Annotated in this window: 26 protein-coding genes; 11 read left to right on the forward strand and 15 right to left on the reverse strand. The window is 68.7% G+C overall.

Going from position 1 to position 24,369, the window contains the following annotated elements:
• Positions 1-49 precede the first annotated feature (49 nt).
• A complete protein-coding gene (locus tag ACE3TA_RS06575; RefSeq protein WP_374571761.1) occupies positions 50-865 on the forward strand; it encodes an acyl-CoA thioesterase in 816 nt (271 codons plus the stop codon).
• Between the two features lie 3 nt (positions 866-868).
• Here ACE3TA_RS06575 and rsgA read toward each other — a convergent pair whose 3' ends face one another.
• Together rsgA and ACE3TA_RS06585 are read right to left on the reverse strand one after the other, a co-directional pair.
• A complete protein-coding gene (rsgA, locus tag ACE3TA_RS06580) occupies positions 869-1,933 on the reverse strand; it encodes a ribosome small subunit-dependent GTPase A (RefSeq protein ID WP_374571763.1) in 1,065 nt (354 codons plus the stop codon).
• 225 nt (positions 1,934-2,158) lie between these two features.
• Positions 2,159-2,926 carry a tRNA1(Val) (adenine(37)-N6)-methyltransferase gene (locus ACE3TA_RS06585; RefSeq protein WP_374571765.1) on the reverse strand — a complete coding sequence of 256 codons (768 nt, stop codon included), beginning with the start codon at positions 2,924-2,926 and terminating at the stop codon, positions 2,159-2,161.
• A gap of 157 nt (positions 2,927-3,083) precedes the next feature.
• Here ACE3TA_RS06585 and ACE3TA_RS06590 point away from each other — a divergent pair, with 157 nt between their 5' ends.
• A complete protein-coding gene (locus ACE3TA_RS06590; protein WP_374572398.1) occupies positions 3,084-4,052 on the forward strand; it encodes a polyprenyl synthetase family protein in 969 nt (322 codons plus the stop codon).
• 3 nt (positions 4,053-4,055) lie between these two features.
• Here the strand turns inward: ACE3TA_RS06590 and ACE3TA_RS06595 are convergent, their stop codons facing one another.
• From ACE3TA_RS06595 to fumC, 4 genes are read right to left on the reverse strand one after another with little or no spacing between them, the layout of a single operon-like run.
• The gene (locus ACE3TA_RS06595; protein ID WP_374571767.1) at positions 4,056-4,199 is read right to left on the reverse strand and encodes a hypothetical protein; all 144 of its coding nucleotides are present in this window, start codon (positions 4,197-4,199) and stop codon (positions 4,056-4,058) included.
• 15 nt (positions 4,200-4,214) lie between these two features.
• The gene (locus ACE3TA_RS06600) at positions 4,215-4,364 is read right to left on the reverse strand and encodes a CcdB family protein (RefSeq protein WP_374571769.1); all 150 of its coding nucleotides are present in this window, start codon (positions 4,362-4,364) and stop codon (positions 4,215-4,217) included.
• The gene (locus tag ACE3TA_RS06605; protein WP_374571771.1) at positions 4,365-4,604 is read right to left on the reverse strand and encodes a type II toxin-antitoxin system CcdA family antitoxin; all 240 of its coding nucleotides are present in this window, start codon (positions 4,602-4,604) and stop codon (positions 4,365-4,367) included.
• A gap of 35 nt (positions 4,605-4,639) precedes the next feature.
• Positions 4,640-6,031 carry a class II fumarate hydratase gene (gene fumC, locus ACE3TA_RS06610; protein ID WP_374571773.1) on the reverse strand — a complete coding sequence of 464 codons (1,392 nt, stop codon included), beginning with the start codon at positions 6,029-6,031 and terminating at the stop codon, positions 4,640-4,642.
• 113 nt (positions 6,032-6,144) lie between these two features.
• Between fumC and ACE3TA_RS06615 the strand changes: the two genes are divergently transcribed.
• Positions 6,145-6,534, forward strand: coding sequence for a RusA family crossover junction endodeoxyribonuclease (locus tag ACE3TA_RS06615; protein ID WP_374571775.1), 390 nt, complete (start codon positions 6,145-6,147; stop codon positions 6,532-6,534).
• A 78-nt stretch (positions 6,535-6,612) separates the two neighbouring features.
• Here the strand turns inward: ACE3TA_RS06615 and ACE3TA_RS06620 are convergent, their stop codons facing one another.
• From ACE3TA_RS06620 to ACE3TA_RS06635, 4 genes are all read right to left on the reverse strand, one after another.
• Positions 6,613-6,900, reverse strand: a complete 288-nt coding sequence (locus ACE3TA_RS06620) for a DUF1153 domain-containing protein (RefSeq protein ID WP_374571777.1) — start codon at positions 6,898-6,900, stop codon at positions 6,613-6,615.
• Between the two features lie 167 nt (positions 6,901-7,067).
• Positions 7,068-8,450, reverse strand: a complete 1,383-nt coding sequence (locus ACE3TA_RS06625) for a flagellar hook protein FlgE (RefSeq protein ID WP_374571779.1) — start codon at positions 8,448-8,450, stop codon at positions 7,068-7,070.
• Between the two features lie 58 nt (positions 8,451-8,508).
• Positions 8,509-9,273 (reverse strand): flagellar hook assembly protein FlgD, encoded by a 765-nt coding sequence (locus tag ACE3TA_RS06630; protein WP_374571781.1) that lies wholly within the window; start codon positions 9,271-9,273, stop codon positions 8,509-8,511.
• A 10-nt stretch (positions 9,274-9,283) separates the two neighbouring features.
• Positions 9,284-10,807 carry a flagellar hook-length control protein FliK gene (locus tag ACE3TA_RS06635; RefSeq protein WP_374571783.1) on the reverse strand — a complete coding sequence of 508 codons (1,524 nt, stop codon included), beginning with the start codon at positions 10,805-10,807 and terminating at the stop codon, positions 9,284-9,286.
• A 461-nt stretch (positions 10,808-11,268) separates the two neighbouring features.
• On the opposite strand from ACE3TA_RS06635, the gene flgK reads away from it, so the two are divergent.
• Both flgK and ACE3TA_RS06645 read left to right on the forward strand, forming a co-directional pair.
• Entirely contained in the window at positions 11,269-13,365 is a 2,097-nt protein-coding gene (gene flgK / locus ACE3TA_RS06640; protein ID WP_374571785.1) for a flagellar hook-associated protein FlgK, read from the forward strand.
• A gap of 13 nt (positions 13,366-13,378) precedes the next feature.
• Positions 13,379-14,317: a flagellin gene (locus ACE3TA_RS06645; RefSeq protein ID WP_374571787.1), complete on the forward strand. Its 939-nt coding sequence runs from the start codon at positions 13,379-13,381 to the stop codon at positions 14,315-14,317.
• 8 nt (positions 14,318-14,325) lie between these two features.
• On the opposite strand, the gene ACE3TA_RS06650 is transcribed toward ACE3TA_RS06645, so the two are convergent.
• Entirely contained in the window at positions 14,326-14,520 is a 195-nt protein-coding gene (locus ACE3TA_RS06650; protein WP_374571789.1) for a hypothetical protein, read from the reverse strand.
• A gap of 215 nt (positions 14,521-14,735) precedes the next feature.
• On the opposite strand from ACE3TA_RS06650, the gene mnmA reads away from it, so the two are divergent.
• Both mnmA and ACE3TA_RS06660 read left to right on the forward strand, forming a co-directional pair.
• Positions 14,736-15,917 carry a tRNA 2-thiouridine(34) synthase MnmA gene (gene mnmA / locus ACE3TA_RS06655; protein ID WP_374571791.1) on the forward strand — a complete coding sequence of 394 codons (1,182 nt, stop codon included), beginning with the start codon at positions 14,736-14,738 and terminating at the stop codon, positions 15,915-15,917.
• Between the two features lie 47 nt (positions 15,918-15,964).
• Positions 15,965-17,155: an acetyl-CoA C-acyltransferase gene (locus ACE3TA_RS06660; protein WP_374571793.1), complete on the forward strand. Its 1,191-nt coding sequence runs from the start codon at positions 15,965-15,967 to the stop codon at positions 17,153-17,155.
• 22 nt (positions 17,156-17,177) lie between these two features.
• On the opposite strand, the gene ACE3TA_RS06665 is transcribed toward ACE3TA_RS06660, so the two are convergent.
• Positions 17,178-17,765, reverse strand: a complete 588-nt coding sequence (locus ACE3TA_RS06665; RefSeq protein WP_374571795.1) for a DUF3617 domain-containing protein — start codon at positions 17,763-17,765, stop codon at positions 17,178-17,180.
• 82 nt (positions 17,766-17,847) lie between these two features.
• Here ACE3TA_RS06665 and ACE3TA_RS06670 point away from each other — a divergent pair, with 82 nt between their 5' ends.
• On the forward strand, positions 17,848-18,123 hold the full coding sequence (locus ACE3TA_RS06670; RefSeq protein ID WP_374571797.1) for a GNAT family N-acetyltransferase: 276 nt from the start codon (positions 17,848-17,850) through the stop codon (positions 18,121-18,123).
• On the opposite strand, the gene ACE3TA_RS06675 is transcribed toward ACE3TA_RS06670, so the two are convergent.
• The 3 genes from ACE3TA_RS06675 to ACE3TA_RS06685 all read right to left on the reverse strand — a co-directional run bounded on the left by ACE3TA_RS06675 (position 18,120) and on the right by ACE3TA_RS06685 (position 20,117).
• A complete protein-coding gene (locus tag ACE3TA_RS06675) occupies positions 18,120-18,644 on the reverse strand; it encodes a DUF805 domain-containing protein (protein WP_374571799.1) in 525 nt (174 codons plus the stop codon). The genes ACE3TA_RS06670 and ACE3TA_RS06675 overlap by 4 nt on opposite strands.
• Before the next feature lie 263 nt (positions 18,645-18,907).
• Entirely contained in the window at positions 18,908-19,195 is a 288-nt protein-coding gene (locus tag ACE3TA_RS06680; RefSeq protein WP_374571801.1) for a hypothetical protein, read from the reverse strand.
• Positions 19,196-19,535: 340 nt separating this feature from the next.
• Entirely contained in the window at positions 19,536-20,117 is a 582-nt protein-coding gene (locus ACE3TA_RS06685) for a hypothetical protein (protein ID WP_374571803.1), read from the reverse strand.
• A gap of 175 nt (positions 20,118-20,292) precedes the next feature.
• On the opposite strand from ACE3TA_RS06685, the gene ACE3TA_RS06690 reads away from it, so the two are divergent.
• The 3 genes from ACE3TA_RS06690 to ACE3TA_RS06700 are packed head-to-tail and all read left to right on the forward strand — an operon-like array spanning position 20,293 to position 24,076.
• Positions 20,293-21,873, forward strand: a complete 1,581-nt coding sequence (locus ACE3TA_RS06690) for a DGQHR domain-containing protein (protein WP_374571805.1) — start codon at positions 20,293-20,295, stop codon at positions 21,871-21,873.
• On the forward strand, positions 21,870-23,216 hold the full coding sequence (locus ACE3TA_RS06695) for a hypothetical protein (RefSeq protein WP_374571807.1): 1,347 nt from the start codon (positions 21,870-21,872) through the stop codon (positions 23,214-23,216). Before ACE3TA_RS06690 ends, ACE3TA_RS06695 begins: the two co-directional genes overlap by 4 nt.
• Positions 23,213-24,076: a DNA adenine methylase gene (locus ACE3TA_RS06700; protein ID WP_374571809.1), complete on the forward strand. Its 864-nt coding sequence runs from the start codon at positions 23,213-23,215 to the stop codon at positions 24,074-24,076. Before ACE3TA_RS06695 ends, ACE3TA_RS06700 begins: the two co-directional genes overlap by 4 nt.
• The last annotated feature ends 293 nt before the right edge of the window (positions 24,077-24,369 follow it).

The raw sequence follows: 24,369 nt of genomic DNA on the forward strand, positions 1-24,369 counted from the left end.
CGCGGCCTAAGAGGCCGGTGAAGCTGGGCCGGAGCAGGGAGGAGAGGGCATGAGCCGACACGCGCTGGATGTCGCGCTGGAGCTGGAGGCCCTGGGCGAGGGGCGCTTCGGCGGGCGCACCACGCCGGAATACTGGAACATGGGCGGGCCGTTCGGCGGGGTCACCGCCGCGCTCCTGCTGCGCGCGGTGCTGGCTCACCCCGCGCGGCGCGGCCGCCCGGTGGCGCAGACGGTGAACTTCTGCGCGGCGATCGGCGAGGGCGGTTTCGTCATCGAGGTGCGCCTGGCGCGCGACGGCCGCTCCACCCAGCACTGGCAGGTGGAGATGAGCCAGGAGGGGCGCGGAACCGTCACCACCGGCAGCGTGGTCACCGGCGCCGAACGCCAGACCTGGGCGCACGCCAGCGCCGCGCCGCCGCCGGCGGACGATCCCTCCAGCGTGCCCGCGATGCCCACCGCCGGCCGCAACGCCTGGCTCTCGCAGTACGAGTTCCGCGTGATGGAGGGCCGCTCCACCTTCGACCTGGAGCCGCCGGGCGAGATCGCGCCCGCCCGCTCGAAGCTGTGGGTGCGCGACAAGCCCGAGCGGGCGCTGGACTACGAGGCGCTGGCGGGCTTGGCCGACACCTTCATCGTGCGCATCCTCCTGGTGCGCGGCTACTTCATTCCCGTCGCCACCGTCTCGCTCACCACCTACTTCCTGGCGGGGGAGGCGGACTTGGCGCGCCAGGGCGCCCGGCCCCTGCTGGCCGTGGCCGACGCGCGCGCCTTCCGCGGCGGGTTCGCCGACCAGTCCGGCGAGCTGTGGGCCGACGACGGAACCCTGCTCGCCGTCAGCCATCAGGTGACCTGGTATCGGGAGTAGGCCTCATCGCTCGCGGTCCCGCTGCTTCAGGTGGGCGCGGAAGGTCTTGGTGCGGTGGGTCCACACGCGGCGCTGCTCGCGCCGGGCGAGCGGGTCGTCGCGCCGGTCCAGCCAGGCGAGCTCGCGCTGCAGCTTGACGTAGCCGCGCCAGCGATCCGCATCGAGCTCGCCGGCCTCGATCGCCGCCTGTATGGCGCAGCCGGGCTCGTGCTCGTGGGCGCAGTCGGAGAAGCGGCATTGAGCGGCCAGCGCCTCGACGTCGGCGAAGGTCGCCGCCACGCCCTCGTCGGCGTCCCAGAGCCCGAGTTCGCGCATGCCTGGCGTGTCGAGCAGCAGCCCGCCGCCCGGCAGCACCACCAGCTCGCGGTGGGTGGTGGTGTGGCGGCCTTTCGCATCGTCCTCGCGGATCTCGCGCGTGGCCATGCGGTCTTCGCCGACCAGGGCGTTGACCAGGGTCGACTTGCCGACGCCGGAACTGCCGAGCAAGACGCCCGTGCGTCCGGGCGGAAGGAGGGCGCGCACGGCCTCCAGGCCCTCGCCCTCCAGCGCCGAGACGGTCAGGACCGGCGCGCCGAAGGCGATGGTCTCCACCGCCAGGACCAGGTCCTCCACGTTGGGACAGAGCGCGGCCTTGGTCAGCACGATCGCCGGCGTCGCGCCGCTCTCCCAGGCCGCGGCGAGGTAGCGCTCCAGCCGGCGCAGGCTGAGGTCGGCGTTCAGCGAGGCGGCCAGCAGGGCCACGTCCACGTGGGCGGCGACCACCTGGACCCCGCCGTCGGGGTCCTTGCGGCGGAAGACGCCGTCCCGCGGCAGGACGGCGCGGATGCTGGCGCGCCCCTCGCCGGGGCGGGCCAGGCAGGCGGTCCAGTCGCCGGCCACCGGATGGTCGCCGGGCTGGGCCTCGTGGACGAAGCGGCCGGAAAGCTCGGCGGCGAGCTCGCCATGCGGCGTCGCCAGCCGATAAAGGCCGCGTTGTTGGACGATCACGCGGCCGGGGACGAGGCCCTGGGCGGCGTGCGGGACGAATTGCTGCTGGAGCCGTTCGCTCCAGCCGTAGGTGTCGATCAATTTGGGAATCCCTGGATCGGGGCCGGGTCAGGCGTCCGCCAGGGCTGTCGCGCGATCAGTCGAGCGTGATGAGCCGAGCGTGATCAGGCGAGCCTAGTGGCGGCGCCGCGAAGGCGGGCGCGGTCGAACACAGTCATCTGCACACCCTCCTTTCCGATCGCGTGGGCTGTCGGGGATGAAGGTAGGCGCCGCCCCGCCGCCCGTCAACGGACCGCTCGCCCGCGGTCAGTCCCAGGACAGGGAGGCGCTCCCGCGCAGGATCGCGTCGGCCTGCGGCGTGAAGCCGCTCTCGCCGCGTTCGTGCAGCACCAGCGGCGGCAGCAGCGCGAGCGGCGCCTTGCCGGTCTTGATCGCCCGCACCAGCACCCGCTTGGCCGGGGCGTCGGCGAAGGGCTGCACCGGGCGCACCTGGATCGAGCCGGCCTTGGGGCTCAACAGCGCCAGCAGGTCGCCCAGCCGGTCGGCGCGGTGGATGATGCTGATCACGCCCCCTTCACGCACCGCCTTCAGGAGGAAGCCGGTCCAGGCGGCCAGGCCCTCTTCGGCGATCCAGGCGCCGCGCTTGGCCGGGGAGGGCGCGCGCAGGGCCGCCGGGTCGTCGAAGAACGGCGGGTTGGCCATCGCCGCGTCGAACGGGGGCAGGCCCAGCCGCTTGAAGGGCTGGGCGACGTCGGCCTCCAGGATCGTCACCCGTTCGGCCAGCCCGTTGGCCTCTGCGTTGGCGCGGGCCAGGGCGGCGGCGGCGGGATCGCGCTCCACGCCGGTGAAGCTCGCGCCCTCGTTCAGTCGCGCCGCGCAGAGCAGGGCCGCGCCCACCCCGCAGCCGGCCTCGATCACCCGCGCGCCGGGCTCGACGCGGCAGGCCTGGGCCAGCAACAGCGCGTCCAGGCCCGCCCGATAGCCATGGCGCGGTTGGCGCAACACGATTTGGCCGTCGAGCAGACGGTCCTCGGTGACGCCAGTGTCATTCTGTCGCAGACTGGTCTCGTCCATGGCGGTGTGATTGCGGTGGATGCGCGCCTTGACCGTCCCCTATCGCGTGACCATTGTCCCGGGCAAACGGCGATCGCATATACGGCGAGCCGTCAAACATGGAGTGCAGAGGTCCGTGGACGCAGTCAGCGCGCCCATCCGTCCCAAGCCGGCCTCGATCGACGGCCTCTTGGCCCTTGCTCGCCCGGACATGGCGGGCGTGGACGCCCTTATCCGGGATCGGATGCAGAGCCCGGTGGCGGTGATCCCGGCGCTCGCCGAGCACCTGATCGGCGGTTCGGCCAAGCGGCTGCGCCCGCTCCTGACGATCGCCGCCGCGCGGCTGGCCGGGGCGCGGGACGACGCCTGTCTGAAGCTGGCCGCGGCCGTTGAATTCATCCACACCGCGACCCTCTTGCACGACGACGTGGTCGACTCCTCGGAGCTGCGCCGGGGCAAGGTGGCCGCCCACCTGATCTGGGGCGCGCCGTCCAGCGTGCTGGTCGGCGACTTCCTGTTCGCCCGCGCCTTCGAGCTGATGGTCGAGGCCGGCTCCATGCAGGCCCTGGAGATCCTGGCCCGCGCCAGCCGCGTGATCGCCGAGGGCGAGGTGCTGCAGCTCACCCGCGCCCACGACCTGAACCTGACCCAGGACATCTACCTGGAGATCATCAAGGCCAAGACCGCCGAGCTGTTCGCCGCCGCCGCCGAGGCCGGCGCCGTGGTCGCCGGGGCGAGCCCCGAGCGTTGCCGCGCCCTTCGCCAGTTCGGCCAGGACCTGGGCCTGGCGTTCCAGTTGGTCGACGACGCCCTGGACTACAGCGGCGCTTCCGACGAGCTCGGCAAGAACCCCGGCGACGACTTCCGCGAGGGCAAGGCGACCTTGCCGCTGCTCCTGGTGATGGAGCGCACGGGCGTGGCCGAGCGGGACTTCTGGGTGCGCACCGTCGACCGGCGCGAGCAGACCGACGAGGACTTCGCCCGCACCCGCGTGCTGATGGCCGAGACCGGCGCCCTGGAGGCCACCCTTGAGCTGGCCGGCGGCTACGCCGACAGCGCCAAGGCGTCCCTGTCCGACTTCAGCTCCAATAGCTGGCGCCCGGCGCTGGAAGCCCTGGCCGACTTCGCCGTCGCCCGGCGGACGTAGCTTTCAGAAGCCGGTGAGCAGCCGGTCCAGCGCGCGACGGATAGCGTCCTCATGCTCGCGCAAATCCCCGACGAGGCGGCTTAGCAGCGCCCGGTCGATTGCGAAGAGCTCGGCGACGGCGACCGTAAGCGTTTCGGCGGCGATCACGACCGGAATTTCGAGCTAGGCGAGCGCTCGCTCCGCATCGCGCAGGATCGGCGCGACGATGACGCTATCGAGACCTTGAAGATGGTGTGATTGGAGAACGACCAGATACGGGGCGAACCGTACGGAGACCTTCGAGGGATTGGCGTAGACGTCGAACTGACGCAATCACCACTTCCGGAACTCATCGCCGACGAGCCCGCGGTCGCGGAGGCGGCGATTGTAGTCGGCGATTCCTTCGGCGTTCTCCGCGGCCCACTTGGCCGCCCGCGCGTCGGCCGCGGCCGCGCCGGACGTCGCCAGGATCGCCTCGCGCAGGGCATGCTCGGCGACCAACTCCGCCGGCACGCCGGCGGCTTGCGCCTGAGCGAGCAGATCCGCGTCGATCTTGAGTCCGGCCTTGCCCATGTCGGAAGGTTAGCGCGCCGTCGCGCCGGCGTCACTCACCCCGGCGAGATCATGTTTTCCGGGCGGACGACGGCGTCGAACTCCTCGTTCGTCACATAGCCGCCGCCGACGGCCTCCTCGCGCAGGGTCGTGCCGTTCTTGTGCGCGGTCTTGGCGATCTTGGCGGCGTTGTCGTAGCCGATCTTCGGCGCCAGCGCCGTGACCAGCATCAGCGAGCGCTCCAGGGCCGCCTTGATGTTGTCCTCGCGCGCCTCGATGCCGACCACGCAGTTGTCGGTGAACGAGATCGCCGCGTCGGCCATCAGCCGGCAGGACTGCAGGAAGTTGTAGGCCATCACCGGGTTGAAGACGTTCAGCTCGAAGTGGCCGGAGGCGCCGGCGAAGGTCATGGTGGCCTGGTTGCCGAACACCTGGGCGCAGACCATGGTCATGGCCTCGCACTGGGTGGGGTTGACCTTGCCCGGCATGATCGACGAGCCCGGCTCGTTCTCCGGCAGCGACAGCTCGCCCAGGCCCGAGCGCGGGCCCGAGCCCAGGAAGCGGATGTCGTTGGCGATCTTGAACAGCGAGGCGGCCGCGGTGTTGATCGCCCCGTGGCTGAAGACCATGGCGTCGTGCGCCGCCAGCGCCTCGAACTTGTTGGGGGCGGTGACGAACGGCAGGCCGGTGATCGCGGCGATCTTCTCGGCCACCAGCTCGGCGAAGCCCACCGGCGCGTTCAGGCCCGTGCCCACGGCGGTGCCGCCCTGCGCCAGCTCCAGCAGGCCCGGCAGGGTCTGCTCGATGCGGGCCGCGCCGTTGGCCACCTGCTGGGCGTAGCCGGAGAACTCCTGGCCCAGGGTCAGCGGCGTGGCGTCCTGGGTGTGGGTGCGGCCGATCTTGATGATGTGGGCGAAGGCCTTGGCCTTGGCGTCCAGCGCCCCGTGCAGGTGCTTCAGCGCCGGCAGCAGTTCGTTGGCCGCCTGCTCGGCGGCGGCGATGTGCATGGCCGTCGGATAGGTGTCGTTGGACGACTGGCTCATGTTGACGTGGTCGTTCGGGTGCACCGGCTTCTTCGAGCCCATGGTCCCGCCGAGCATTTCGATCGCCCGGTTGGAGATCACCTCGTTGGCGTTCATGTTCGACTGGGTGCCCGAGCCGGTCTGCCAGACCACCAGCGGGAAGTGGTCGTCGAGCTTGCCGTCGATCACCTCCTGGGCGGCGGCGACGATGGCCTTGCCGATCTCGGGGTCGAGCTTGCCCAGCTCCATGTTCGCCTCGGCGGCGGCGCGCTTGACGATCCCCAGCGCGCGGACCACCGGCTTGGGCTGCTTCTCCCAGCCGATCTTGAAGTTGCCGATTGAGCGCTGCGACTGGGCGCCCCAGTAGCGGTCGGCCGCGACCTCGATGGGGCCGAAGGTGTCGGTTTCAGTGCGGGTCGCGGTCATCGAATTGCCTCCAGCCGGAACGTCGCACGCGGTTTAGCGGCGTGGAGCCAGACTGCAAGGCGTTCCACGCGCGATGGGGCTAGGCGGCGGCGGAAACCGCGCTAGGAAGGCGCATGGACGACGGCTGGATCCAGCACGGCAAGGTGCGCGCGCGCTCGGGCGAGGGCGAACTTGAGATCACGGTCGAGGGCCTGACCACCCAGGCCAAGTACTACAAGCCCCTGATCCACGAGTTCTTCCGCAAGGCCTGGCGCGGGGCGCGGCCGGCCTGGGGCGAGTACGCCGTCGACATCCTGATGGACTATGTGGGCGACCCGCCCTGGATCGACCTCGACAACCTGGCCAAGGCGATCCTCGACGCGATCAAGGGTTACGCCTTCCACGACGACGCCCAGGTGGCGCGGCTCCTGGTGGAGCGGCGAGCCGGCCAGCGCGAGCGCATCACCATCCTGATCCGGCCGGCCGAGGCCTATGATCCGAACGTGCGGCCCGTGCGCCGCTGAGGCCCTGCGGACATGAAGACGGCCGCGCCCGGGGGGAGCGCGGCCGCAAGTCGCGAACCTCACGTTGGGGAGATCGGCTCAGCGATACTGTTGGAGGCGGGTGGTTCTCAGGCCCGCCATGCCGTGGCGGTCGATCGACTTCTGCCACGCGAGGAACTCCTCGCTGGTCAGCGAGTAACGCTCGCAGGCTTCGTCGAGCGTCAGCAGCCCGCCGCGCACGGCGGCGACCACCTCGGCCTTGCGACGGATGACCCAGCGCCCGGTGTCCCGGGGCGGCAGATCAGCCAGCGTCAAAGGCGCGCCCGTCGGCCCGATCACGTACGGCTCTCCGCGGCTGTTCGTGCGCGTCTGCTGTTGTTGCAACATGGCTTTACGCCTTTCCCACCATCACTGCTTGGTGGAAAGATACACGCCGCCTCCTAACAGCGGCTGAATCGCAATAGTAAAGAAACAGCTAATCATTCGTTCCCCCGTGTACGAAAATGATACAGTCGAAGACGAAAGCTCAAGTTACCTTCGGTTAATCCCTAGGATTAGCGACGGATATTGATAAGTTCGTCCAACATCTGATCCGCGGTTGTGATGATCTTGGAGCAAGCTGAGTAAGCTTTCTGCGTCGTGATCAGCCCGGTGAACTCCGAGGACAGGTCGACGGTCGAGGCTTCCAAGGTGGAGGGCGAGATCTTGCCCGCGCCGGCCACGCCCGGTTCCTGGATCGTGTACTCGCCGCTCTGGATGGTGGAGCGGTAGGAGTTGCCGCTCACCGACTGCAGGCCGTCGGGATTGCGGAAGGTGGCGATCGCCACCTTGGCGATCTGGCGCACCTCGCTGTTGTCGAAGATGGCCGAGACGTAGCCGTTCTCGTCGACTTCCACGCCCACCACGTTGCCCACCGTCGCGCCGTCGGGGTTCACCGACTTCACGGCCGAGGCGCTGTTGTACTGGGTCAGCTGGTCCAGGTTCAGGCTGATGGTCTGGGCCTTGATGCCGAGCGTGTCGGCCCAGTTCGGAGCCGTGCCGCCGGAGGCGTCCAGGGTGATGGTCGGCGAGGCGCCGAGCGAGCCGAACAGGTCGCTGTTGGCCAGGTCCAGGGCGCCGTCGCCGGTGAAGGCCAGGGTGCCGGCCGCGATCTGGCCCGACGGGCTCGCGTTCACCTCGGACGGGTCGCCGTAGACTTCGGCGTACCATTCGTTGGGGTTGGTGGTCGGGTCCTTGCGGATCAGGCCGATGGTCAGGCGGTGGGTGCCGCCCTGGGAGTCGACCACGTTCATCTCGATCTCGAAGTCCGGCGCGGTGCCGGTCGTCGGGTCGTTGGCGTAGTCGGCCATGCTGTTGCCGGCCGTCGGGGCATAGGTGCCCAGGTCCGGCGAAAGCGTGCCCTGGGCGTTCAGGTTGGCGGTGACCACCACGTTCGAGGTCGCCTTCACCGCCGAGCCCAGGTTCTTCACGTTGATCGGCTGCAGGCGGGTCAGGTCCGACGGATCGGTGTCGAACGTGCCGTCGTCCTTCACGGGCCAGCCCTGCAGGTAGAAGCCGGAGTCGTTCTTCAGATAGCCGTCGGCGTCCGGCGAGAACGAGCCGGAGCGGGTGAAGACGCGGGTGTCGGCGTTGGTCAGGCCCGCCGCCTTTTCGGTCACCACGAAGAAGCCGTCGCCGGAGATCGCCAGGTCGGTCGACGAGGCCGCCGACTGGATCAGGCCCTGCTGGGCGATGTACTGGCGGGTCACGCCCTGCACGCCGCCGGCGCTGTAGCGGCCCTTCACCGCCTGGGAGGTGACGATGTTGGCGAAGTTCACCTGACTGCGCTTGTAGGCGGTGGTGTTCAGGTTGGCGATGTTGTCGGAGATCGCCGCCATGGAGGATGAATTGGCCACCAGCCCCGACACGCCGGCGAGCATTGCACTGTTGATGCTCATGGGTTCTTGCCTTTTCTCAATCTCTTTTCTGGGTCGCGCGTTCTGCGTGAGGCGCCGGTCAGGCCGCCGTGGAGGACGACGTTTGCGTGTCCGTTGAGTTGTTGGTGTTGTCCGTCGTCGACGAGGACGAAGAAGTTGAGCCGTCGCCGGCCGTCGCGATCTTGGTGACCTTGTCCCAGACCACCTTGGTTCCGCTCACGGTGATCAGGGTCTGGCCGTCGCTCTGTTCGACCGCGGTCACCGGGCCGTCGATGTAGGTGGTGGTCGGCACGGTGTTGGCGTTGCCGTCCACGGCGGTGACCCGCAGCGTGTAGGTGCCGCCGTCCGAAAGCTGCTTGCCGGTCAGGTCCGTGCCGTTCCAGGTGAAGCTGTGCTCGCCGGCCGCGGTGTCGGTGATGTTCTCGGCGTGGACCACGCGTCCGGTGGAATCGAGCACCTCGACCTTCACCGCCGAGGCGTCGCGGTCCTGCTTGTAGGCCCAGGTGGCCTTGCCGTTCTGGATGGTGGCGTCGTCGCTGACCGCGCGCACCTCCTTGCCGATCAGGCTCACCGCGTCGGCGATGCCGCGGCCGGCGGTGTTCACCAGGCTCTGCAGCAGGTCGTTGGTCAGGAGCTGCTGCTCCACGCCGCTCATCTGCACGAGCTGCTGGGTGAACTGGGTGGAGTCCAGCGGCGACAGCGGGTCCTGGTTCTTCAATTGCGTCGTCAGCAGGGACAGGAAGGTGTCGAAGTTGCTGGCCAGCGCCTGGTGGCCGGCGAGCGTCGCCGAGCCCGAAGACGTTGCGGAAGTCCCTCCGGATGATGCTGTCGGATCGACGGCCATGGCCTGCTCCTCAGATTCGGATATCGACGCCGGCGGCCTGGCGTCGCTGATATTGAACCGGCCCGGAGGCGATCGCGCTGTCCGCGGCCTCGCCGGCGACGTTCAGGGCGGCCTGGAAGGCGCGTCCGCGCCAGCCGCCGGGGTCGCCCTGTTGCTGTTGCTGCTGCTGGCCGGCCAGGTTCGACTGGTCCTGGTCGCCGCCGGAGTTGAACGACAGCCCGCCGGAGGTGTCGAAGCCGGCCTGCTGCAGCGCCTGGTGCAGTTCGCTCGAGCGGCCGCGCAGCTCGGCCGCGGCCTGCGGGTTGTCGAAGTTCAGCACCGCCGAGATGTGGCCGTGCTGGTTGATCTGGACGCTCACGTCCACCTTGCCCAGGCCGGCCGGATCCAGTTGCACGTCGAAGCGGGTGGACTGGCCGTCCAGCTTCTTGACGATCTCGGCCGACAGGCTGGCCACGGTCTCCGGCGAACCGCGCACCACGGCCACGGCCGCGGGCTGCACGGTCGATGTCGCGGCCGCGGCCACCGACGGCGGCGCGGGCTGGACCTCGGCTTTGTCGGCGACCGGCGCCTGGGGCGTGGTCTCGGCCTCGGCCAGGGGCGGCGCCGCCTTCGCGGCGGGCTTGTCGCCCAGCTTGGCGTCGGCCTGGACGACCGGATTGAGCGGGTGGGGCGCCTTGTCGGCGTCGGCGGGCGCGGTCTGCGTCGGCGCGACCGTGGTCGCGTCGGTGGTCGCGTCGGCGGTCTTCGCCGGCTGGCCGGTCTTGGGCTTGGCGCCCTCGGCCTGCGGCGCCTGTGCGGTCTCGACGGCCGGCTGGGCGGCCTCGATCGCCGCCTCCGCCGCCGGCGCCTGGGCCGTGGGTGTTTCGGGCGCGGCGGCCGGCGCCGCTGTCTGGGCCTGGGCCGCGGGCGTCGCCGGGGTCGCGGGAACGGCGGGCTGGGCCTTGCCGGCCGTCTGTGAGGCGGGGATCGCTGGCGTGGCCGGCGTCGCCTTGGCCTTCTGGTCGCCGAGGGCCGGCTGCTGGCCCTTGGCCTGCGCATTGGCGTCGACGGCCTGGCCCGTGGCGGCGGCGGTGGGATCGGCGTCGGTCTTGGCCTGCTTGCCGGCCTGGGCCAGCAGCGCTTGGGCGGCCTGGGCGGCGGCGTCGCCCTGGCCCTTGGCCGCGGCGGCGGTCGCATCGCCGACGGCGCCGGCCGCGGGCGTCGCCTGGGCCTGGGTCTGCGCGGGAACGGCGGCGCCGGCGAGCAGGGCGGCCGCCAGGGCCTGGGCGTCGGCCGAGCCGGCGTCCTTGTCGACGTCTGCGCCCTGCGCCTTCTTGCCGTCGCCGCCCGCGGCGGGCGCGTTCCCGGCCTTTGCGGCCTTTGCGGTCTGACCGGCGGCCGCGCCTTCGGCGGCGGTCGCGGCGGCTCCGAACAGCGCCGAGACGACGGCCTGGAAGCCGGTGGCGGCGCCCTTCTGGGCGTTGGACGCGCCTTGGGCGGTCGCCGGCTGGGCGGCGCCTGGGGCGGGGGGAAGGATCGGTGGTGCCGCGGGCATGACCTGGCGCTGTGAGGTCCAAGAAGGGGGAAAGCGCCTACTGCGCCGCGTTCATTCGGCGAGTACGGAGCAACCTCCGCGCCAGTTTTCAGCTCCTATCTAACTATCTGAAAAATATGGATATGATGGATTTCAGCCATCGCGTCCGATCGGGCCTGGCGGCTGTTTTTGCCGATCGACTCCGCGCCGATAGGTCGTTCCCTGCCGATCTGCCGGGACCGTCCGAAACCTTGCCGAACGTAACCGTCCGGCCTCGATCCGGCGCCCGTGGCCGAGATTTCACGCCGTTTGTGACAATCCTGGCGCCGCTCTTGCGCGGAAGGTTACGAACCAAATGGGACTTAGAGAGCGCCCCATTGAAAACGCAGGATTTTTTCGGGCCCCTCGCGCGGGCGTTCAGCATAGCCCCGGCAGAAATAGCCGGGCTGAGCGTCAGCCTTTGCCGGGCGGAGGGTTAAGAGATGTCGCTAAGCATCGCCATGAAGACGGCGACATCCGGGCTCGTCGCGGCGCAGACGGCGCTGCGGACGGTCTCGGACAACATCGCCAACGTCAACACGCCCGGCTACGTGCGCAAGGCCGTCGACCAGTCGCAGCTCGTCGTCGACGGGCGCGGCATGGGCGTGGCGATCAACGGCATCAAGCGGGTCACCGACCAGTACCTGCAACTGGCCAGCCTGACCGCCTCGTCCGACGCCAGCCGGTGGGACATCACCGCCCAGTACCTGGACAACGCCCAGAGCCTGTTCGGCGACCCCAGCGGCGACAACTTCTTCTTCAGCCGGCTTGACGACATCTGGTCGGCCTTCTCGACGGCCGCCGACGATCCGTCCTCCAGCCTGGCCCGCGGCCAGTCGGTGGCGGCGATGCAGGACTTCCTGAGCGAAGCCGGCCGGATCAACGACCAGCTCTCCGAACTCGGCCGCACGGTGGACTCGCAGATCACCGCCGACGTCAGCCGGATCAACGACCTGCTGACGCAGATCAACAACCTGAACACCGACATCAGCCGCGCCAAGCTGGTGAACGCCGACGGCTCCGGCGCCGAAAACATCCAGAGCAACCTCATCGACGAGCTGTCCACGCTGATGAACGTGCAGGTCAGCCAGCGCGACGAGGGCGGGGTGACCGTTCGCTCCACCGAGGGCTACCTGCTCACCGGCGACGGCGCGGCCCAGCTCAGCTACAACCGCACCGACGCCACCAAGGGCTATGTGACCATCCAGCCGGCCAGCGGCACCGGCAATCCGCGCGCCATCGAGATCGGCAGCGGCGAGTTGCGCGGCCTGATGGACCTGCGCGACACCAAGCTTCCGGGCATGGCCGACCAGCTCGGCGAATTCGTCGCCCGCGCCGCCGAGCAGATCAACCGCGCCCACAACGCCGCCACCTCCGTCCCCGCGCCCGCCACCCTGACCGGCCGCAACACGGGCCTGGACGACCCGACGGTGTTCGACCACTTCACCGGCAAGACCTCGGTCGCCATCGTCGATTCCAGCGGCGTGGTCACGCGCCAGGTCGACATCGACTTCGACGCCGGGACGATGACCGTCGACGGCGCCGCCGGCCCGGCCTTCACCGCGGCGAACTTCCTGACCAGCCTGCAGACGGCCCTGTCCGGCCAGGGCACGGCCAGCTTCTCCAACGGCGTGCTCAGCATCTCGGCCAACAGCGGCGGCGTCGCCATCGACGAGGGCACCTCGGACAAGGCGGGCCGTGGCTTCTCGCAGTTCTTCGGCCTGAACGACGTGATCCGCTCGTCCGGCATGTCGAGCTACGAGACGGGCCTGACCGGAACCGACCCCGCCGGCTTCGTGCCGGGCGACACCATCACCTTCCGCCTGGCTCAGGACGACGGCAAGCCGCTGCGCGACATCACCGTCACCATGCCGGCGTCGGGCGACATGAACGCGCTGATCGCCGCGCTCAACGACAACACCAACGGCGTCGGGCTCTACGGCTCCTTCTCCCTGGACTCCAAGGGCGCGCTCACCTTCAGCGGTTCGCCGCCGACCAATGCGTCGCTGTCGGTCGTGCGCGACCAGACCCACTGGGGCGTGAACGGGCCTTCGCTGAGCGTGCTGTTCGGCGTCGGCACCCTGGAGCGCACCCGTCGCGCCAACAACTTCTATGTGGACAGCGGCATCGTCGATGATCCGACGAAGCTCGCCTTCGCCAAGCTGGACCTCAGCGTCGGGGCCGGCCAGCCGGCGATCCGGCCGGGCGACGGCACCGGCGCGCTCGGCCTGGCCGCTGCGGGCGACGTGGTGGGCTCGTTCTCCGCCGCCGGCGCCCTGGGCGACGTGTCCATGACGCTCACCCGCTACGCTTCCGAGTTCGGCGGCGCGATCGGCCGCGACGCCGCCGCCGCGGAGACCCGCAAGAGCGGGGCCGAAGCGGTGAAGACCGAGGCGACCAACCGCCGCCAGGCCGTCGAGGGCGTCAACATCGACGAGGAACTGGTCAATCTGACCACCTACCAGCAGGCCTTTTCGGCTTCAGCGCGCGTGATCCAGGCGTCCAAGGACCTGATGGACACGCTGATGAACATGATCTGATGAGCAAAAAGCCATGAGCACCCGCGTCTCGACCGTCGGCAACTACAGCGCTGTTCTCGCCAACCTCATGACCGCCCAGCAGAGGCAGGTCGAGGCCGGCATCACCGTGTCGACCCAGAAGAACGGCACCAATCTGAAGGAGTACGCGCGCTCCTCGGAGATCCTTACGGCGATGCGCTCGCTGGAGGCGCGCACCTCCAGCTACCTGGATCAGAACCGTCTGATCGCCGACAAGCTGTCGACCCAGGATTTCGCCCTGAACCAGCTCGCCGACTCCACCAGCTCCACGCGCGAGGCCATCGCCTCGGCGCTGGCCAGCGGCCGCGGCGACAACCTGATGCTGGAGCTCGAGGGCAACTTCCGCAACGGCGTGCAGGCGATGAACACCCGCTACGGCGGCAAGTACATCTTCTCCGGCGGGCAGATCGACACCGAGCCGGTGTCGGCCGAGACCCTGTCGGACCTGACGACGCCGCCGGCGGTGATCGCCGACTTCTTTCACAACGACGACTTCGTCACCAAGGCCCAGGTGGACGACGCCACCTCGGTGAAGACCGGCCTGCTGGCCAGCGACATCGGCACGGCCACCCTGACGGCCTATCAGTCCATCGAGGCCTTCAACGAGGGGCCGGACGGCCCGCTGGGCGGCCCGCTGACGGACAACCAGCGCACGTTCCTGGAAGGCATCCTCAAGGACTGGGACAAGCTGCACAGCGACACGGTCGACGTGGTGGCCCGCAACGGCATGGCGCAGAGCCGCGTGGAGGGCGTGAAGACCGACCTGTCCAACCGCAAGGACAGCCTCAGCACCATGATCGGCGACATCACCGACGCCGACATGGCCGCGGCTGCGACGCGCCTGCAGCAGGCGCAGTTGTCGGTGCAGGCCGCGGCCCAGGTCTACAGCAGCCTCAAGCAGAGCAGCCTGTTGAACCTGCTGCCCGCCAGCTAGGGCGCCGGTCAACGGGGGCGGAGCAGGAACTCTTCGCCCAGCCGGCCGACCAGCCGCGCGCCGCTCCACACCTCCACGGCGTAGTGGCCGTCGCGGGCGGCCTCGGCCCTGGCCAAGGCCGCGTCGTCGTCGGCGAACAGGCCTTCCAGCGCATCGGTGATGCGGTCTTCGCGGTTGAGCAGATAGAGACGGTACGTCTTCATTCGACGTCTCCCGAACGCCCAGGCGGGAGAACTCAGGTCACCACGCCGTCCGGCGCCCAGGTCGACCTCCGGATGACCTTGTTAACTTACGACAATTCGCGTGACGCGGGAATCACGGATTTGCGACTCTCTTGCGTCGTCATGCGGGGACTTGCCGCTGGCGTGAAACGCGCCGCCACCTCGCATCGGGCGGGGCGAGACGCTACATAGGCGCCATGACCGAGGCCCTTCTCAAGACCGACGCCCTGCCCGACGGCGTGCTCGCCGCCGCGCGCGAGGCCGTGGGCCTGCCCGCCGGCGCGCGCGTGGTCGCGGCCATGTCCGGCGGCGTGGACTCCACCGTGACCGCCGCGCTGCTCTCGCGGGCCGGCTACGACGTGGTGGGCGTCACCCTGCAGCTCTACGACCACGGCGCGGCGATCCAGAAGAAGGGCGCCTGCTGCGCGGGCCAGGACATCCACGACGCGCGCACGGCGGCCGACGCCATCGGCGTGCCGCACTACGTGCTCGACTACGAAAGCCGCTTCCGCGAGCAGGTGATCGAGGACTTCGCCGACGCCTACCTGCGCGGGGAGACGCCGATCCCCTGCGTGCGCTGCAACCAGACCGTGAAGTTCCGCGACCTCCTGGACGTCGCCCGCGACCTGGGGGCCGCCGCCATGGCCACCGGCCACTACGTGCGCCGCGCCGAGGCGGCCGGCGGCGCCGAGCTGCACCGCGCGGCCGATCACACGCGCGACCAGAGCTATTTCCTGTTCGCCACCACGGCCGACCAGCTCGCTGACCTGCGCTTCCCCCTGGGCGGCCTGCCCAAGAGCGAGGTGCGCCGCGCGGCCGCCGCCATGGGCCTCAGCGTCGCCGACAAGCCGGACAGCCAGGACATCTGCTTCGTGCCGGAGGGCCGCTACACCACTGTGATCGACCGCCTGCGCCCGCAGGGGGCCGAACCGGGCGACATCGTCCACCTGGACGGCCGGGTGCTGGGCCGCCACGAGGGGGTGACGCGCTACACCATCGGCCAGCGCCGCGGGCTGAACGTGGCCGTGGGCGATCCGCTGTTCGTGGTGCGCATCGACGCCGACAGGCGCCAGGTGGTGGTCGGACCGCGCGAGGCGCTGCTGACGGCGTCCCTGGCGCTGAAGGAGACCAACTGGCTGGGCGGCGAAGGCTCGATCGAAGCCGCGGCGGCGGCCGGCCGGCCGGTGCTGGCCCGCGTGCGCTCCACCCGCGAGCCGGCGGCCGGACGGCTGGCGATGGTGGACGGCGCGCCGGGCGTGGTGTTCGACGCGGCCGAGGAAGGCGTGGCGCCGGGCCAGGCCTGCGCGCTCTACGCGCCCGAGGCGCCGACCCGCGTGCTGGGCGGCGGCTTCATCGCCGCCACGCGCGCCGCCGCCTGACGCTGCGGCGACTTGAACGAGGCGGGCCGCGGGGGCATCTGTCGCCCATGACCCAAGCCTCCGATCCCGTCGTCATCGCCTCCTACGCCCGCACGCCCATGGGCGGCTTCCAGGGCGCGCTCTCCCCGGTCAAGGCCACCGAGCTCGGGGCCGCGGCGGTGAAGGCCGCCGTCGAGCGCGCGGGCCTGCAGCCCGCCGCGGTGGAGCAGATCCTGATGGGCTGCGTGCTGCCGGCCGGCCTTGGCCAGGCGCCGGCCCGCCAGGCCGCTCTGGGCGCGGGCCTGCCCAAGTCGGTGCAGGCCACCACCGTCAACAAGATGTGCGGCTCGGGCATGCAGGCCGCGATCCTGGCGCACGACGCCCTGGCGGCCGGCAGCGTCGACGTGGTGATCGCCGGCGGCATGGAGAGCATGACCAACGCGCCGTACCTGTTGCAGAAGCACCGCTCGGGCGCGCGCATCGGCCACGACACCGCCTATGACCACATGTACCTGGACGGGCTGGAGGACGCCTACGAGCCGGGACGGCTGATGGGCTCCTTCGCCGAGGAGACCGCCCGGGCCTACCAGTTCACCCGCGAGGCGATGGACGAGTTCGCCATCACCAGCCTGGCGCGGGCGCGCCAGGCCAGCGAGAGCGGCGCCTTCGCCCGCGAGATCGTCCCGGTGGAGGTCGCCACCCGCAAGGGGACCGAGACCGTCGGCGTGGACGAGCAGCCCTTCAAGGCCGATCCGGCCAAGATCCCCGGGCTGAAGCCGGCCTTCGCCAAGGACGGCGCGATCACCGCCGCCAACTCCAGCTCGATCAGCGACGGGGCCGCGGCCCTGGTGATGACCCGCGCCTCGACGGCGCAGAAGCTGGGGCTGAACGTCGTCGCCCGCGTCGTCTCCCACGCCGCCCACGCCCACGAGCCGGGCCTGTTCACCACCGCGCCGGTGCCGGCGATCCGCAAGGCCCTGGCCCGCGCCGGCTGGAGCGTGGACGAGGTCGACCTGTTCGAGGTCAACGAGGCCTTCGCCGTGGTGGCGATGATCGCCGAGAAGGAGCTGGCGATCCCGCGCGACAAGCTCAACGTCAACGGCGGCGCCTGCGCGCTCGGCCACCCGATCGGCGCCTCCGGCGCGCGGATCCTGGCGACCCTGATGGCCGCCCTTCAGGCCCGCGGCGGCAAGCGGGGCGTGGCGAGCCTGTGCATCGGCGGCGGCGAGGCCACGGCCATGGCGGTGGAACTGGTCTGAACCGGCCGCGACGGGCGGCGGCCTACTGGCCGGCCGCCTTCATCGCGCTCATCTCCAGGATGTTGAACTTCATGCCCTCGGCGACCTCCATGTCGCCGGGCTTGAAGTCGGACGGGCAGGGGCCCTGCCAGTCGGCCTGCATGGTCATCTCGCGCTTGCCGTTCATCTGCGGGGCGCCGGCGCCCTCGGTGACGGTGGTGGCGCTGACCGTGTAGCTCTTGTTGAAGTCGCCGCTGATCGTGCCGGTGGTGGTGGTCTTGCCGCCCGAGCCCATGTCGCAGGTCGAGGTGAACTCGATGTCGCCGGACAGGGCGCGCTTCATGTCCTGATGCGAGCACATGTCCTTCGAGGCCTGGCCGCCCCAGACGGAGAACTTGGCCTCGGTGGCCGCGTCGGTGCACAGGCGCATGGTCTGGGTGACCCCGGCGGCCGTGGTGGTGATCTTCCACAGGCCGGGCTTGCGCTGCGGCGCGGCGACCTCGGCCGGGTTCTGCGGCGCGGCCTTCTCCACGCTCAGCCCGCCCTCGGCCTTGCCGCCTTCCTTCTTGCCGCAGGCGACCAGCGCCAGGGCCGACGCCGACAGGACCGCCGCCCCAATATACCAACGCATCTTGCGACCTCCGCGCTACACCCCAGCTTAGGGAACGCCAAGCTAGCGGGGAACGCGGCGTCCGGCGAGAGGTTCAAGACGCATGACGAACGAACTGCGCGACAACGCGGCCGCGGGCCGCTTCGAGATGGACGAGCAGGGGATGACCTCCTGGGCCGACTATCGGCTGAGGGACGGCCGCCTGGTCATCGACCACGTGGAGGCGCCGGCCGCCCTGCGCGGCACCGGCGCGGCCGGCCGGCTGATGGCGGCGCTGGCCGGCGAGGCCCGCGCCCGCGGCCTGAAGATCACGCCGATCTGCGGCTACGCGGCCGCCTGGCTGCGGCGCAGCCCCGAATACCGCGACCTGCTCGCCTAGCCCTCGACGATCGGGGCTGACGGGGGCGGTCCCGACGGCGGCGGCGCGTCAGGCCCGGCCGGAAGCGGCGGGACCGGGCCGTAGCGGTTCTCGTTCGGCTCGGTGGGGGTGAGACCCACCCACAGGAGGAAGCCCAGGCCCGCGAACATCGCCAGGCTCATGATCGCCGAGGCCGCGCCGAGCCCGGCCAGGGCCGAGCCGGCGGCCGCGTGGCCGGCCTGGCTCGCGCCGAGCACCAGGGCGGCGACGAAGCCCGCCCCGGCGATGGTGACGGCCAGGGTCATGCAGACCACGGCCACGGCGAACGGGACCAGCATCAGCCAGGCCGTGCGGCCCATGTCGTGCAGCCGTTTGGCGCCCAGGCAGACCTGCGGCCAGATCAGCAGAAGGCCGATGATCTGGCCCAGCACCGGCAGGATGTTGAGCACGACGCTGGCGACCGTGACGATCAGGAAGCCGATCCAGAAGTCGCGGCGGCGGATGCGCCCCTCGGCGGTGAGGAACAGGAACTTCCAGTCCATCGGCGGCGTCCTCGTCGGCCTCGGCTGTCGGCGAAGCTTAGCCGACGGGGGCGGGGTTGGCGACCTTCGGGGCCGTGGCGGCTTCGGGCGTGCCGATGGGCCGGCGTCGCCCCCTCCACCGCTTCGCGGTCCCCCTCCCCCTGAGGGGGAGGAGAATGTGCGGCGGGCGGGGCTCGCTCTCCTCCCCCGCCCGGCGGGGGAGGGGGACCGCGGAGCGGTGGAGGGGGCGAGCGGACGGGCGGATCGCGGGGCGGCAGGGGCGCCTAGTGGTGGCGCGAGAGGATGGCTTCGAGGGTCTGCAGGCGCGCGTCGGTGTCCTCGGCCAGGCGGCGGGAGAGCTCGCGCACCCCGGCCGGATAGGCCTCGCCGCCGTCGGCCACCTCCAGGCTCACCCGCTGGACGGCGAGCAGCAGCCGCTGCAATTCGCCGACGTGTTCGCGGGCGAGGGTCCGGGCCTCGTCCTGCAACCGCCGCACCTTGTCGGCCACGCCCTCCGGCCGCCCCGGCGCGGCCTGGGCCTCGTCGCTCACCACGCTCAGGGAGGCCGTCATGGTCCTCGTCTCCCGCTCGATCCGCCTGACGGGCCGGCCCGCGGCCGACCCATGGAAAACCTACGCGCCAGCCACGGCGGAGGTTCCCGGCGACCGGGCCGTTAGCCCTATTGCGCCGGCGGGTGTGGGGTTTGGGTGACAGGAGGTTCAGGACCACGCGTCCCTCTCCCCTGGCGGGAGAGGGGGCGGGTGAGGGGTCGAAGACGCCGTCCGCCTCGAAAGCGCTGATGACGGGTGCAGGTTGAGAGGTTTGAGAGACCCCTCATCCGACCTTCCTCCGGAAGGCCACCTTCTCCCGCAAGGGGGAGAAGGATGAGGTGCGCTTTGGTGGGGCGCGGGGTCAGCCGGAGGGGAGGGGCGGCGGGGCTCTGGGCTCGGCGCGCGCGCTGAACGCGGACGCCGGATCGGCCGCGGCCCGGTCGTTGGCGGCCGGGGGATCGGGGAGGGGATTGTCGCCGCCGTCAGCCAGGTCGGTTTTGGGAAGCCCGAGGTCGGCGCGCAGGCGCGCGATGGTGGTCTCGACGGGGGCGGATAGGAGGCGGCCGAAGAGGACGTCCTCGGCCAGGGCCTCGTCGAGCTCCTCCATCAGGGCCTCGGCGTCCTCGCCGTCGGTCTCGTTCCAGATGTCGCGGGCCAGGGCGTGGCGGACCTGGCCCGAGCGGGCCTCGTTGATCTCGCGCACGTGGATGCGGCTAAGGCGCCGCACCTCGCCCTGCTCGCGGGCGAGCCGGGACTCCAGCGCCAGGGTCAGGCGCACGGTGCGGGCGATCCGATGAAAGGCGAGCGCCAGGCCCTCGGCCTCCTCAAGGCTGGCCACCGCCCCGGCCCGGGCCGACAGGTCCCGCGCCAGGGACATCCCCAGCGCGGCCAACTCCGCCAACTGAGCGGCGTGCCTGTCCTGCATCTCCTCGGGATCGACCATGAACAAAACAAGAACATAGATCGAGGAGGGAGTCAAGGGAATTGACGGGGCTCCACCGCAGAAGGGGGGCTGCGACCGGCTCCTAGGCGACTTTGGGTTCGTGCGCAGTGAAGGGGGAATTCGCGGTGCCGACGCCTTGCAAACTCGACCGGCATAGAAGAAACAGGGAATAAGATTGGATATATCAACCTTGGGTCGTGGGGAGCGTGGGATTGTGACGGGTGACGCGCCAAGGCAAATCCCTGTTCTGACCGTCAATCAATGGCTGCCGGGTTGGAACAAGATCGACTTCGATCCAGAAGAACACCGCGCAAAGCCCGCAGAGTTTTTCTACCTCTTCTCGCTGCCGGCGCGCGAGTTGCGGAGCCTGTCTGGCATCGTTCGCCGCGTGGCGAAGGACGCCGCGCCACGTACTGACGACCTTGGTATTCAGCGTCAACACGACCCGGAGCGCTCCGAGGAAATAACTCGCTTCGTTGAATACGGATATCCCTGGTCGACGCTGAGCGACGCCAAGCGAGCCAGTGCAGAATTCAACGATCTGCGTAAGCCAGGCTGGCTGCCGACGGCAATCGTTCTGAACGTGCTAGTCAAAGGCGATGAGCGCAATGGCACGAAGATCGCTGACGCGGATCTCGTGACCGTCGTCGATGTTGGTGGAAGTCCTCGTCTCCAACTTCCTTACAAAGCCTGGGCCGCCAACTGGGCTCCTACAGCACTGCCGCCCTTTGAGGTGATCGACGGCCAACACAGACTTTGGGCTTTCGAGGGCGCTTCCCAGCTCGAAAACTTTGAACTGCCCGTTGTCGCGTTCGTCGGCCTCGACATAAGTTGGCAGGCCTACCTGTTCTGGACGATCAACATCAAGCCGAAGCGCATCAACTCCAGCTTGGCTTTCGATCTCTACCCGCTCCTGCGAAACGAAGACTGGCTCGACAGAGCTGAAGGCCACCCAATCTATCGACAGACGCGTGCGCAGGAACTGACCGAGATCCTTTGGTCGTATCCAGAAAGCGCCTGGTATGATCGCATCAACATGCTCGGCGAGCGGCAAAACCGCTGGGTCAGCCAAAGCGCCTGGATAAATTCTCTGACTGCGACGTTCGTCCGATCTTGGGACGGCAGATCGGGTTCTACTGGCGGCCTCTTTGGCGGACGTTCAAAGAAGCAGGGTGAAGTTCTCGGTTGGAGCCGTGCTCAACAAGCGGCATTCCTCATTTTTGCCTGGAATGCGCTGAAATCCAATGTCCGCGAGTCGCTGGCAGAGTGGGCCGTCGCACTGAGAAATCCCGCTAAGCAGGGAGAGGAAAAACCTGCTCGTCCCGAGGAATTGAAAGCCACAGACGACTTGGCCTTCTATGGTCCCTTTTCGCTCATCTGCACCGACCAAGGCGTTCGCGGGTTCCTTCAGGTCGTAAACGACCTATGCTATCAGCGCGCCAGCTTGCTCAAGCTTAATAGATGGATTCCTGACGAGCGATCAGCCCCGAATCCTATTGGCGTAGTTGAGGCGTCGCTCAAAAGCTTGGCAGGCGAGGAATTCGCCGCCTTCGTCACTGACATTGGGAAAGCGTTGGCGACTTTCGACTGGCGCACCAGTGCGACCCCAGGCCTTGAGGAAGGGCTGCGACGAGCGAAGCTCGTTTTCCGTGGTAGCGGTGGTTATAAGGAACTGCGCACGCAGCTTCTTGAACACCTCGCTACCGTCCAAGGCGACGTCGGCGATACTGCCAAGCGGCTCATTGGCAAGTCATGACTGCTGCACTTGGCACCGCGGACAAGGCGACAATCGCCGCGCTGTCCCGATCCGACGTTGAGATGACAACAGCTGGTCTCAAGCCATTTCTCAAGCGAGAGATTTGGATCGGCAAGAGCAATCACTACGCAAAGGATGTGGTGGAGCGTCTCAAGAAGGCTCCAACCACCGCCGTCAAGCGCCGCAACCTAGCTCAGTACATCGCGGCAAGCGCGAGCCTCCATGCGAACGACGGGTGGGGCTATCTCGGCCGTGCCGTTTCATGTCTCTTGGCCGGTGACGCACACCGAGCCTTGCACCTTGCCTACTATGCTGAGTTGCGCGCTGCGATGTCACTGATGGCCAGTGCCGGTATTGGAATTTTCAACACTCGTCATTTCGCCATCCCTGCTGTCAATAGCACCAGCAGGCTCAACTTCGGGCAAGGGACGCATGTGACCACTTGGTTGGCGCTTGAACATTGGGCGCAGCAACCCGGGTCGGGCACGCTGTTCGCGAGCTTGGTTCGGCCCGAAGGGCGAAGCTTGGAGAGTTGGTTCCAGCCTCAGGGGGGGGCGTCGTCGTTGGCCCCTCAGGCAAGGGACTGGTTCATGCAGTGGGGTATGGATCTCGGCATTGCCTCCAAGGATCGTGACGCTCGCAACGATTCCAGCTATCGGCCAGACGGCATACCCACGACTTGGGATGCTCCAGTAAAGGACAGCCTCGAGTTCGTCCGAGACACTTGGAGCGCTTTGGAGCCGAGCGCGGCGTCAAGCTTCGAGCAAATCGACCGGCACATCCTTCGACTTGCGCTAGAGCGCTACTTTCTCGGCCTCACAGGCAAGACCCCCGCCGCGACCGATCCCAACTTCGTCGCCCTGATCAAGACGACCGTTAATGCGCAAAGCTTTGCGACTGCGACCGCTGACAGACTCGAGCAATTCCTCCTCCGACAAGTGGCACCTACGGACCCATTGATCTTTAGGTACTCGACTGTCGCGCCTGGGTCGCCACCAACTGACTCGTGCGCTGTCCTTTCGCGAGCGGTGCTTCTTCTCCGGATCGCTACCGGTTCGGCCCAAGACCTTCTTCAGCAGGCCGGGTTTGCTGCCGATACGCTGTCGTTTTGGTGGCAGAAGGTCGGAGAGGCGCGCGGGTTGTGGCCGGCGGGCTCTCCCCCCACGACGCTTAGCGATCTGTGGGCTGACGTCAAATCCTCGCTCGACGAGCTTGCTGATGTCGAAGCGACCAACCCGACCTCTTTGGAATCGGTCAACAATGTCGCCTTCGGTATGGAGGGACGCCTCAATGTGCTGTCGAGCCACGAGCGGGTCGGGCTGTGGGGGCTTTGTCCGGCGTGACTGATATCGTGGTTCCAGGCGTTGAATTGCCTTCCGACCATGCGGTGGCCCCCTTCCTGAAGTGGGCTGGTGGCAAGCGATGGTTCGTGAACCGTTGCATGCACATGGTGCCGGAGGAATACGGCCGCTACATCGAGCCATTCCTGGGCAGTGGGGCAATGTATTTTGCGCTCAAGCCAGCGCGCGCCCTTCTCGCTGACCTCAATCAGGATTTGATCGACTGCTACGAGGCCATTCGATCAGCGCCCGGCGCAGTCGTCGCGCTTCTCGCTTTGCACCACGAAAGGCATTGCCACGAGCACTACTACGCGACACGCGCGTGCAAGCCAACCGACCCAATCGAGCGGGCCGCCTGGTTAATTTACCTAAACAGAACTTGCTGGAATGGGCTTTATCGAGTGAATCGCAAGAACGAGTTCAATGTTCCCATTGGGACCAAGACGAATGTTGTTCTTCCGAATGACGACTTCTTATCGATGAGCCGGATGCTTATGTCCGCCCAAGTCCTTCACCAAGATTTTGAGGCCACGCTCGACACCGCAGAGTCCGGAGATTTTGCTTTCGTCGACCCGCCGTATACCGTGAAGCACAACCTGAACGGATTTCTCAAATATAATGACAAGATATTCTCGTGGGCGGACCAGATACGCCTTCGCGATGCGGTCGTCCGCGCCGCTAAGCGCGGCGCTATGGTGCTTGTGACCAACGCCAACCACGAGTCGATCCGCGAGCTCTATGATGGAGTTGGCTCCCAAGAAGTAATTGAGCGAGCCAGTGTTCTATCTGGAAACACTCAACACCGTGTCCGGACTGAAGAACTGGCCATCCGCACGTGGGTATCGAAGCAGGTGGAATTCTGAGGGCCTCCCACCGCATGCCGCATGCTGCTTGCTGCGAGAGGAGGTGCTTGGCGCTGGCGCGCATGCTGGCGGGCCCAGACCGACCCTTTCGCCATGGATCCTAGGCACAAGGCCTAGGATGACGGGGTTGGGGGATGACGGGGTCGGGGTGGGGCGCGGGGTTCGAGCGCGAGCGGGGGCGGGCGCTGGGGCGCGGCTTGGGGCCCGGCCTTCGCCGGGATGAGCGGGGGAGGGGGATGCGTGGCGACTTGATCCTGCCCTCCTGAGGACGGCGTAGCCGGCGGAGGGGGACT

The organism is Phenylobacterium sp. (genome assembly GCF_041916435.1).
Taxonomy (GTDB): Bacteria; Pseudomonadota; Alphaproteobacteria; order Caulobacterales; family Caulobacteraceae; genus Phenylobacterium.

Coding starts and splice junctions, on each gene's coding strand:
- ACE3TA_RS06635 (WP_374571783.1), bottom strand. CDS start 10,807: ATGCCCGCGGCACCACCGATCCTTCCCCCCGCCCCAGGCGCCGCCCAG.
- mnmA (WP_374571791.1), top strand. CDS start 14,736: ATGACCGAGGCCCTTCTCAAGACCGACGCCCTGCCCGACGGCGTGCTC.
- flgK (WP_374571785.1), top strand. CDS start 11,269: ATGTCGCTAAGCATCGCCATGAAGACGGCGACATCCGGGCTCGTCGCG.
- ACE3TA_RS06675 (WP_374571799.1), bottom strand. CDS start 18,644: ATGGACTGGAAGTTCCTGTTCCTCACCGCCGAGGGGCGCATCCGCCGC.
- ACE3TA_RS06605 (WP_374571771.1), bottom strand. CDS start 4,604: ATGGGCAAGGCCGGACTCAAGATCGACGCGGATCTGCTCGCTCAGGCG.
- ACE3TA_RS06665 (WP_374571795.1), bottom strand. CDS start 17,765: ATGCGTTGGTATATTGGGGCGGCGGTCCTGTCGGCGTCGGCCCTGGCG.
- ACE3TA_RS06585 (WP_374571765.1), bottom strand. CDS start 2,926: ATGGACGAGACCAGTCTGCGACAGAATGACACTGGCGTCACCGAGGAC.
- ACE3TA_RS06695 (WP_374571807.1), top strand. CDS start 21,870: ATGACTGCTGCACTTGGCACCGCGGACAAGGCGACAATCGCCGCGCTG.
- ACE3TA_RS06615 (WP_374571775.1), top strand. CDS start 6,145: ATGGACGACGGCTGGATCCAGCACGGCAAGGTGCGCGCGCGCTCGGGC.
- fumC (WP_374571773.1), bottom strand. CDS start 6,031: ATGACCGCGACCCGCACTGAAACCGACACCTTCGGCCCCATCGAGGTC.
- ACE3TA_RS06650 (WP_374571789.1), bottom strand. CDS start 14,520: ATGAAGACGTACCGTCTCTATCTGCTCAACCGCGAAGACCGCATCACC.
- ACE3TA_RS06625 (WP_374571779.1), bottom strand. CDS start 8,450: ATGAGCATCAACAGTGCAATGCTCGCCGGCGTGTCGGGGCTGGTGGCC.
- ACE3TA_RS06575 (WP_374571761.1), top strand. CDS start 50: ATGAGCCGACACGCGCTGGATGTCGCGCTGGAGCTGGAGGCCCTGGGC.
- ACE3TA_RS06670 (WP_374571797.1), top strand. CDS start 17,848: ATGACGAACGAACTGCGCGACAACGCGGCCGCGGGCCGCTTCGAGATG.
- ACE3TA_RS06680 (WP_374571801.1), bottom strand. CDS start 19,195: ATGACGGCCTCCCTGAGCGTGGTGAGCGACGAGGCCCAGGCCGCGCCG.
- ACE3TA_RS06660 (WP_374571793.1), top strand. CDS start 15,965: ATGACCCAAGCCTCCGATCCCGTCGTCATCGCCTCCTACGCCCGCACG.
- ACE3TA_RS06685 (WP_374571803.1), bottom strand. CDS start 20,117: ATGGTCGATCCCGAGGAGATGCAGGACAGGCACGCCGCTCAGTTGGCG.
- ACE3TA_RS06620 (WP_374571777.1), bottom strand. CDS start 6,900: ATGTTGCAACAACAGCAGACGCGCACGAACAGCCGCGGAGAGCCGTAC.
- ACE3TA_RS06630 (WP_374571781.1), bottom strand. CDS start 9,273: ATGGCCGTCGATCCGACAGCATCATCCGGAGGGACTTCCGCAACGTCT.
- ACE3TA_RS06645 (WP_374571787.1), top strand. CDS start 13,379: ATGAGCACCCGCGTCTCGACCGTCGGCAACTACAGCGCTGTTCTCGCC.